Source organism: Ruminococcus sp. (assembly GCF_045129435.1).
Taxonomy (GTDB): domain Bacteria; phylum Bacillota; class Clostridia; order Oscillospirales; family Acutalibacteraceae; genus Ruminococcoides.
This window is the reverse complement of the sequence record NZ_JBGVJL010000115.1, coordinates 1-8,822: the sequence shown is the minus strand read 5'-3', so window position 1 is coordinate 8,822 and position 8,822 is coordinate 1. Positions and strand designations below refer to the sequence as shown.

Annotated in this window: 10 protein-coding genes; 7 read left to right on the top strand and 3 right to left on the bottom strand. The window is 35.9% G+C overall.

What is annotated here, in order from left to right; all coding sequences use genetic code 11:
* Both ACJMMI_RS05755 and ACJMMI_RS05750 read left to right on the top strand, forming a co-directional pair.
* Positions 1-1,156, top strand: a 1,156-nt coding sequence (locus ACJMMI_RS05755) for a hypothetical protein (protein ID WP_405354250.1), incomplete at its 5' end; no start/stop codon positions are given.
* 63 nt (positions 1,157-1,219) lie between these two features.
* Entirely contained in the window at positions 1,220-2,098 is an 879-nt protein-coding gene (locus ACJMMI_RS05750) for a hypothetical protein (protein ID WP_405354251.1), read from the top strand.
* Between the two features lie 314 nt (positions 2,099-2,412).
* Here the strand turns inward: ACJMMI_RS05750 and ACJMMI_RS05745 are convergent, their stop codons facing one another.
* The 3 genes from ACJMMI_RS05745 to ACJMMI_RS05735 are packed head-to-tail and all read right to left on the bottom strand — an operon-like array spanning position 2,413 to position 3,489.
* Complete coding sequence (locus ACJMMI_RS05745; RefSeq protein ID WP_405354249.1) at positions 2,413-3,039, bottom strand: manganese catalase family protein; 627 nt, start codon at positions 3,037-3,039, stop codon at positions 2,413-2,415.
* Entirely contained in the window at positions 3,039-3,293 is a 255-nt protein-coding gene (locus ACJMMI_RS05740; protein ID WP_405354248.1) for a spore coat protein CotJB, read from the bottom strand. The genes ACJMMI_RS05745 and ACJMMI_RS05740 overlap by 1 nt, the downstream gene beginning before the upstream one ends.
* Positions 3,286-3,489, bottom strand: coding sequence for a spore coat associated protein CotJA (locus ACJMMI_RS05735; protein ID WP_405354247.1), 204 nt, complete (start codon positions 3,487-3,489; stop codon positions 3,286-3,288). The genes ACJMMI_RS05740 and ACJMMI_RS05735 overlap by 8 nt, the downstream gene beginning before the upstream one ends.
* A gap of 146 nt (positions 3,490-3,635) precedes the next feature.
* Between ACJMMI_RS05735 and ACJMMI_RS05730 the strand changes: the two genes are divergently transcribed.
* From ACJMMI_RS05730 to ACJMMI_RS05710, 5 genes are all read left to right on the top strand, one after another.
* Positions 3,636-4,172, top strand: coding sequence for a histidine phosphatase family protein (locus ACJMMI_RS05730; protein WP_405354246.1), 537 nt, complete (start codon positions 3,636-3,638; stop codon positions 4,170-4,172).
* A 19-nt stretch (positions 4,173-4,191) separates the two neighbouring features.
* On the top strand, positions 4,192-5,595 hold the full coding sequence (locus ACJMMI_RS05725) for an MATE family efflux transporter (protein ID WP_405354245.1): 1,404 nt from the start codon (positions 4,192-4,194) through the stop codon (positions 5,593-5,595).
* A 42-nt stretch (positions 5,596-5,637) separates the two neighbouring features.
* The gene (gene scfA, locus ACJMMI_RS05720; RefSeq protein ID WP_022234662.1) at positions 5,638-5,790 is read left to right on the top strand and encodes a six-cysteine ranthipeptide SCIFF; all 153 of its coding nucleotides are present in this window, start codon (positions 5,638-5,640) and stop codon (positions 5,788-5,790) included.
* A gap of 99 nt (positions 5,791-5,889) precedes the next feature.
* On the top strand, positions 5,890-7,263 hold the full coding sequence (scfB, locus tag ACJMMI_RS05715; protein WP_405354244.1) for a thioether cross-link-forming SCIFF peptide maturase: 1,374 nt from the start codon (positions 5,890-5,892) through the stop codon (positions 7,261-7,263).
* 57 nt (positions 7,264-7,320) lie between these two features.
* Positions 7,321-8,427 (top strand): SLC13 family permease, encoded by a 1,107-nt coding sequence (locus ACJMMI_RS05710; protein WP_405354243.1) that lies wholly within the window; start codon positions 7,321-7,323, stop codon positions 8,425-8,427.
* The last annotated feature ends 395 nt before the right edge of the window (positions 8,428-8,822 follow it).

Sequence of the window (8,822 nt, the reverse complement as noted above, 5' to 3'; positions counted from 1 at the left end):
CACCGAAAGAACCTCCGCTGGGACTTCAAAAAGTCCTAAAACGGCCTTTATACCTTTCGATGCCTCAGATAGTATATCCCAAAGTTTAAAAAATGTCAATATTAAAAATAGCGAAAACAGTAAAAATAAAAAATATGCTGTTGATTATACAATTCAGGATGAAAAGTATGATAACCTGGAAAGTCTTGATGATGAAGGAATAAGGGTGTATAATAAGCGTGGCTGGGCAAATGGATTGTTTAACAGAGAAGACATGAAATTGCTTAATGAGAAATACAGTGAATTAGACAGACGCTTAAACAGCAGGACGGACAATATGCTTGCCGACGGCACGAGGATTGTTGAAGTAAACAACAAGATTGTGATGATTGGAGGAACATACAATGATCCTGCAATTTACGGTGTGTTCCTTATTAATGCCGAAAATGAAACTTATGCAGAATATGTTAAGGAGGAAACTCTTGGTTATGTCAATAAACAAAGAAATTACAGTAGAAGAAAGTATGAAGGTATCTGGGAAACTGCTCCACTTGTGTATGGAGAAGAAAATGTCAGATACTATAATGCGTATGATTATAGCTATCAAAAAGGGAGAGATGATACAGGGATTAGAGCAACATTACCAGGCAATTTTAGCCGTTACGGATATAATAAAGAAAGCAACATCAGAGGAAGAAGTAATGAAAAAGCTCAAGGAGAAGTATCCTCAGTACTGTTAGATGAAGATACCTCAGACATAAAGTATGCAACAGATGATACAATTCAGGGTAAAAGGCGAGATTTTAGAAAGGCATTGTCAAGAGAAGAGTGGGCAAGCTTTTATGCATTACTGGAGAAAAACAATCAGAGAAATGCTTTTAGAATTGGCGACAACGGAATATTGATTCCAATTAATAATAAATTTCATATGTACAAATTGGTTTGCTATGAATCTATTGGTAATAATCCTGTAATAAGAAATATTTACTTTATTGAGAATTATGATTATAATATTCATGATAAAACCAGTAATCCGATTGAAGTATTAATGAAATGTGAAAGGAATGGGTGCAATGAAAAGTACATCAGAACAATTTTGCAACATTATTCTGAAGTGTTTGGATCAGTATTCAAACGATACAACCGCAATAGTGGGAGGTTTATTAAGCTCACATGAGAGAGTGTTTCAGATAGAGGAAATTTTGCAGGACAATCCAACGGAAGCGGAGCTTTTGAAAATATTGAGCAAGAGGTATCCGGAAGAATTTCAGGAATTGATAAAGGAATTTCCAGTGACATTGGAGTAAATGAGGATTTCTCAGATATAAAGTATGCAACAGATGATACAATTCAGGATGAAAAAAGTATAGAAAAATATTCTGATAAAGAAAAAGAAAATTGGCAGTCAAGCAAAAATATATTAATATATCGTGATAATGCACAATTTGAAGATTTTATCACAAAATCATTAAATAATGATATTAATAAGAAAATATATATAGGTAAAATTTCTTCCAAATTAGGCGAATTTATATATAGCAAAACAGGTTTAAATATTTCAGGATATAATTTAGTATTACGCTCATCAGAAATAAGAAAAATTTTAAAATATGACCATGGCGATGAAATAAAAGAAAATTTGAGAGGTCAAAGAGCGATTGCTAAAAGTGACTTTTTGAATTTTGCTAAAATAATTACTAATCCTGATGAAATATATTTAGGAGATAAAAAATATGAAAATAAGCCTGTAATTATATTTGTAAAAACCATTAATGGTAAAACAATAGCTGTGACATATGTTTCAGCAAAGCATCATGATTTAACACTTCAAACAATGTATTCAGGCAAAAATAAAGAAAGCCTTGCCACTACGCCAAGTGAAAATAAATCCCTCTCGCAAACGTCCGAAACGCTTAGTGGTACAGCTTCCTATAAAATATTAGCACATGAGGGTAACAAAGTCAATATAAAAGAAAATGATAACATTTCCGACATAAAGTATGCAACAGATGATACAATTCAGGGTAAAAGGAGAGATTCCAGAAAGGCATTGTCAAGAGAAGAGTGGGCAAGCTTTTATGCATCATTAGAGAAAAACAAAAAAGAACTCAAAGTATAATTAAGCATGCAGGGTACCAATTACCCAGAATACTTAACAACTCGAGTTCCAATATTATTATACGCAAAATTGATGAAAATGTCAACAAAAATATAAACACTATTACTCACAGTAAGCAGTTTATAATGTGGTTTGGCGGTTGCAAAGATTTATAACATATGCACTTTATATAAGCAAAATACTTAAGTTTAATTATCAAACTTTTGGATATCTTAAAAATGCCAATAAAGTTATTATATAAAAACAAAATAGAATGTTATATCATATAAGAAGCTGTAAAACGGTTGCCATAACTTGACAACCGTTTTATCGTTTTATTTTTTCTTCATACAATTATTAAAGCATTTTTTATCAAATGACGGATTGAACGCATAGAAATTCTTTTCATCAAGCTTGTCGGTCATAAGTCTTAGATTTTCGCCAAATCTTTGATAATGAACGACTTCACGCTCACGCAGAAATCTTATGGGGTCTTTTACATCGTAGTCATCACAAAGTCTGAGAATATTATCGTAGGTTGATCGAGCTTTCTGTTCAGCTGCCATATTCTCATGGAGGTCAGTAATTGGGTCGCCCTTTACCTGCATAGATGCGGCTGTAAAAGATGAACCTCCTGCAGATTGCGGATATACACCTGTGGTGTGGTCAACAAAATAATCTTCAAATCCCTGCTTTTTGATTTCATCTTCGGTAAGGTCTTTTGTTAGCTGATACACGATTGCACCTATCATCTCAAGGTGATTTAATTCTTCTGTACCAATGTCTGTTAAAGTAGCTTTTAATTCCGGCAGTGGCATTGTAAATCGCTGACTTAAATATCTGAGTGACGCACCGAGCTCACCGTCGGCACCTCCGTATTGTGTAATTATAATTTTAGCAAGCTTTGCGTTTGTTTGCTTGATATTTACCGGATATTGCAGTTTTTTTTCATATACAAACATTACAAATCCTCCTCGTTATCCCATGGCCAAGGATTTTTTACCCACTGCCATTTATTTGCTGTGTTTGCTTCTTTACGCAAAGGACCGTATTTTTCTTCATATTCTTCAACGAGTGGCAAAAGTTTTTCTTTGCACTCTTTAATCTGCGAAAGTACCTGTTGGTCATATGGGTGAGTATCGAGGAAAATCTGTAGATCCAAGATAGCAAATTGATATGTTGATATTTTCTTTAAAAGAATTTCTCTCTCAGTCATTTTTTACACCACCGCATTTATTGCCGTAAAATGGCTTGTTTAACTCTGGAAAAATTGTTCCGGCATCGAGTGCCTGAACGGGGGAGTAGGTTTTGGGACTGCTTTCCTGAAATGGCACATATGCCATTGCCGGCGGAGTCTTTTCGGGAAATTTTGGTGTGGTGTATCTTGAAATTACTGTATTGATTAAATCCATAAAAATTTCTCCTTTCCGAGCTTGTTTACTCAGTAACATATTATGCAAATATATAAATTTAGTACCAAATTTGGCTTGTGCCTTGAATTATGATTGCTTTTTTGATAAAGTATATATGATAGTTCTTACAATGAAAGGGAGATAGTATGGGTTGTGTTTATTTTGTAAGACACGGTGAAACTGTATGGAATGTTGAAAACAAAATCTGCGGTGCTACCGATATTGATTTAACGGCAAAGGGACACGAACAGGCAATAGAAACCGGCAAAAAGATACTTGCTGATAATATAAAGGCTGATAAAATTTTATATTCACCGCTTATAAGGGCGAAAAAAACCGCCTTGCATATTTCGAAAATAACAGGTATTCCTGCTTTTGAAGAGGAAAGGCTCAAGGAACAGAATTTTGGCAGATTTGAAGGTACTGCAAGGGACGGAGAGGAATTCAGAGTAGCAAAGGGTGATTTTGTGTGCCGATATGACGGCGGTGAGTCTATGCTGCACCTTGCACAGAGAATTTATAATCTGCTTGATGATGTAAAGGCAAGCGGTGAAACCTGTATTCTTGTGGCACATAATGGTATTGCAAGGGTTGTTAATTCGTATTTCTATGAGATGACTAATTCTGAATACGCTGATTTTGGTGTAAAAAATTGTGCGGTTTTAAAATATGAATTTGAGTGATTTTGCGGAGGCAATTTAATTGGATAGGGTAAAGAAAAAGGAAATAGATTTTGGAAAGGATAAAATATTTGGCATATTGCTAAGGCTTGCTCCTCCTGTTATGCTCGCTCAGCTTATTCAGGCATTGTATAACATAATAGACAGCTTTTTTATTGGAAATTACTCGGAATCGGGACTTACCGCTTTGTCAATTATTTATCCGATTCAGCTGTTGATGATTGCACTTGCAGTGGGCACAGGTGTTGGAATTAATACTTTGATGGCACATTTTCTTGGTGTTGATAATCAGAAAAAGAGTGATGAAACCGCAGGAATAGGTAACTTTCTTGCTTTTGCAATGTGGTTTTTATTTGCACTTGTATGCTGGTTTATAATGCCTTTTTATGCAAATATTTCTACAAATTCACAAGAAATTGCAAATGAAGTAGTTGTATATGGCAGAATAGTTTGCGTGTTTAGCTTTGGACTGTTTTTTGAAAGCATCTGGACAAAGGTTATGCAGGCAACAGGCAATATGAAAATTCCTATGATTGCTCAGATTGTGGGTGCAATAGTAAATATTGCTCTTGATCCGTTGCTGATTTTCGGTTTAGGATTTTTCTCTGAGCTTGGCATTGCCGGTGCAGCTATAGCAACTGTTGTTGGACAGATTGCGGCGGCATTAATTGTTATGAAAAAGGGTTGCAAGCGTTCACCTGAGATTTCAAAATATAAGGAATACATAAAGAGGATTTACCACTTAGGTTTTCCGAATATTCTTATGCAGTCAGCATATACATTTTACATATTTGGTTTGAATCTTATATTAAAAGGCTTTTCCGACCAGGCTGTAACTGCACTTGGACTTTATTATAAATGGCAGACAATATTTTTTATACCCCTTGGAGCAATGCAGACTTGCATAGTGCCGGTAATCAGTTTTAATTACAGTGCCGGCAACAGGGAACGATGCAATAAAACACTCAAAGACGCTGTTTTGCTTGGAATGGTGCTGATGCTGATAGGTGTGTTGTGCTTTGAAATTATGCCGGCAGGGCTTATGGGTACATTTTCTAAGGATAGTGAGGTAATAAGAATTGGTGCGTATGCTCTCAGAGTAATTGCAATTTCTTTTGTGCCTATGGTAACTTCTCTTATATTTCCTGTGTTTTTTCAAGCGATTGGTTCGGCGTTTAAAAGCTCGGCACTTACTGTTTTGCGTACAATTGTTCTTTTTGTTCCTCTCGGCTGGGTGCTTGCTCACTTTGGACTTGAAATCTTTTGGTTTACTTTCCCTATTACAGAAGTAATTACGACAACTGTCGGATTTATTATGTACAGGCAAAGCGGATTTGGCAAAAGGCTTGCAGGGCAGCAACGAAAAATTCTTACAAATTACACAAATTGTAATTTTGTTGTTATTGACAAATTTCGCATTATGTGATATTATAATGGTAATATAATCTTACAAGGAGTATGATTTTCTATGAAAAGAATTAAGACTATTGAAACTCGTGACCTTAAAAAGAGCGTTAAAACAGGCGGTTGTGGCGAGTGTCAGACATCTTGTCAGTCAGCTTGCAAAACATCTTGCGGCGTTGCTAACCAGCAGTGCGAGAAGTGCCTCAGCGAGAAATAATTTAGCTGTGCAGATTTTGCATTAAAAAGGATTTTCAGCCGTTTCACCTTTTGGAGAACGGCTTTCCTTTTGTCTATAAAATGGTTTTGGAGAAATTATATGATACACCAGTATAAGTTAAACGGATATAACATTGTTCTTGATGTTTTCAGCGGCAGCGTTCATTGTGTGGATGACCTTGCTTATGATGTTATTGAAATGTACGAAAATTCTGATAAAGAAAGCATAATCAAGGCTATGCTTGACAAATACAAGGATAACTCTGAAATTACCGCTGATGAAATTTCAGATTGCTATGACGATGTTACAGAATTAAAGGACAACGGCAAGCTTTTTACTACAGATAAGTACGAGGATCTTGCATTTGACTTTAAAAAGAGAAATACGGTAATCAAGGCTTTATGCTTGCATATTGCTCATACCTGTAATCTTAATTGCGAACACTGCTTTGCAAGTCAGGGTAAGTACCACGGTGACAGAGCTTTAATGAGCTTTGAGGTGGGTAAGAGAGCTATTGATTTTCTTATTGAAAATTCAGGCAGCAGAGTAAACCTTGAAGTTGACTTCTTTGGCGGCGAACCTCTTATGAACTTTGATGTTGTAAAGCAGATTGTTGCCTATGCAAGAAGCATTGAAAAGGAAAAGAACAAGAATTTCCGTTTCACGCTCACAACAAACGGTATGCTTGTTGATGATGATGTAATCGAATTTGCAAACAAGGAATGTCACAATGTTGTACTTAGCCTTGACGGCAGAAAAGAGGTACACGACCACCTCAGAAAGACTGTAAACGGCAAGGGCAGCTACGATATTATCGTACCAAAGTTCCAAGAATTTGTTAAAAAGCGTGGTAACAAGGGGTATTATGTTCGTGGCACATATACACATAACAATACCGACTTTACAAACGATATTTTCCATATGGCTGACCTCGGTTTTACTGAGCTTTCGATGGAACCGGTTGTTTGTTCACCGGAAGACCCATATGCTCTTACATATGACGATTTACCTGTTCTTTTTGAGCAGTATGAAATTCTTGCAAAGGAAATGCTCAAGCGTGAAAAAGAGGGCAGACCGCTCACTTTCTATCACTATATGATTGACCTTACAGGCGGTCCCTGCATTTACAAGAGAATTTCAGGCTGTGGTTCCGGTACGGAATATATGGCTGTTACTCCTTGGGGTGAGTTGTATCCATGTCATCAGTTCGTTGGCGACCCTAAGTATAGCCTTGGTAATATTTATGATGGTGTTACAAACACTGCTATTCAGGACGAATTTAAGCTTTGTAATGCTTATGCAAGACCAAATTGTAAGGATTGTTGGACTAAGCTTTATTGCAGTGGTGGTTGTGCGGCAAATGCCTACCATGCTACAGGCTCAATTACAGGCATTTATGAGTATGGCTGTGAGCTTTTCAAAAAGCGTATGGAATGTGCAATTATGATGAAGGTTGCCGAAGCAGATCTTTAATCTAATAAATTCAGCGGTATGGGGATTCTCATACCGCTTTTTGTGGTGATTTTATAAATGCGAAAAATATTTACTTTTCTAAAGAAAGAGATTGTGCTTACTGTATCGTTTGTACTTGCGGTAGTTTCAATGTTTTTTGCACCGCCAAACAACGAGTACCTTGGATACATAGATTTTCGCACGCTTGGACTTTTGTTTTCGCTAATGACGATAATGGCAGGGTTTAATAAATTGGGCGTATTTTGGTTGCTTGCTGAAAATTTGCTCGGCAAAGTAAAAACAATGCGAGGTGTTACGCTGTCGCTTCTGTTGCTGTGCTTTTTCAGCTCAATGATAATTACAAACGATGTTGCCCTGATAACCTTTGTTCCGTTTACAATAGTGATTTTAAAACTGGCAGAAAAACAAAACAGAATGATATTTGTTGTAACGCTTGAAACTATTGCGGCAAATCTTGGCAGTATGCTTACACCGATAGGCAATCCTCAAAATTTGTATCTGTTTTCGGCTTATAATATGAGTATTACAGATTTCTTTATAACAATAATGCCATTTGCTATGTTATCACTTGCAATGCTTGTGTGTTTTTCGCTGTTTTCGGATAAGTCAATGATTATAAAGACCGAGAAAAGGGAAGAGCTTACCTTTAAGAAAAAGCTGTTGGCTATGTATATAGGTTTATTTATTGTAGCTTTGCTGAGCGTATTTAGAGTACTTAACTTTTTGATTTTGCTTGCAGTAGTGTTGACATTTGTGCTGATTTTTGACAGAAAAGTGCTTATTAAGGTTGATTATAGCTTGTTGTTTACATTTGTATTTCTATTTATTTTTATTGGAAATCTTGGAAACATTAGTCAGATTAACAGTTGGCTTTCAAGTGCAGTTGATGGTAATGAGGTGTTAGTAGGTGTGCTTGCAAGTCAGGTGTTTTCAAATGTGCCTGCCGCAATACTGCTTTCAGGCTTTACAAATAATGCCACAACTTTAATGATTGGTGTAAATATCGGTGGACTCGGAACCTTGATAGCGTCAATGGCAAGTCTTATTTCGTTTAAATTTATTCAAAAAGAAAGCGTAAGTATTGCTAAATATCTTGGAATATTTACTGTGTTTAATGTTGTATTTTTAGCGGCAAATATAATTTTGTGGCTTGTAATTAAATGATTTGTTTTAATGTTGAAGTTACATTGATAAACTATGTTTTAGCAACGGTTGGGAAATTTTGTTTTAATTATTACAGACTTTATGCTCGAACATAAAAATTTGGTCAACCTTTTTCAAAGGTTGTGGGTGTGGGCAAAGCCCACAAATACTTTAAGTTTATGCAAAATTTTGATAACCAAACAGCAGGCTGTTTGTTGGCTTGAACACAATAGCGAACACCTTATAACTGCGACAGTAACACAAAAGCCATTCTTCCTTATTATTTATTAATGAAGTATTTCTTTTAAAAGGCTGTCGCCTGTTTTATCAAACTTTGCTTTAGCACACAAACAGCGTTGCTGTTTGTGCCTTACAAATTGCGATGAAAACAGCTTTTCTTGGGCGTTGCCCAAACC

What these genes read in the sequence shown, in the direction of transcription:
- ACJMMI_RS05745 (WP_405354249.1), bottom strand. Translation starts at nt 3,039, where the DNA reads ATGTTTGTATATGAAAAAAAACTGCAATATCCGGTAAATATCAAGCAA.
- ACJMMI_RS05735 (WP_405354247.1), bottom strand. Translation starts at nt 3,489, where the DNA reads ATGGATTTAATCAATACAGTAATTTCAAGATACACCACACCAAAATTT.
- ACJMMI_RS05710 (WP_405354243.1), top strand. Translation starts at nt 7,321, where the DNA reads ATGCGAAAAATATTTACTTTTCTAAAGAAAGAGATTGTGCTTACTGTA.
- scfA (WP_022234662.1), top strand. Translation starts at nt 5,638, where the DNA reads ATGAAAAGAATTAAGACTATTGAAACTCGTGACCTTAAAAAGAGCGTT.
- scfB (WP_405354244.1), top strand. Translation starts at nt 5,890, where the DNA reads ATGATACACCAGTATAAGTTAAACGGATATAACATTGTTCTTGATGTT.
- ACJMMI_RS05730 (WP_405354246.1), top strand. Translation starts at nt 3,636, where the DNA reads ATGGGTTGTGTTTATTTTGTAAGACACGGTGAAACTGTATGGAATGTT.
- ACJMMI_RS05740 (WP_405354248.1), bottom strand. Translation starts at nt 3,293, where the DNA reads ATGACTGAGAGAGAAATTCTTTTAAAGAAAATATCAACATATCAATTT.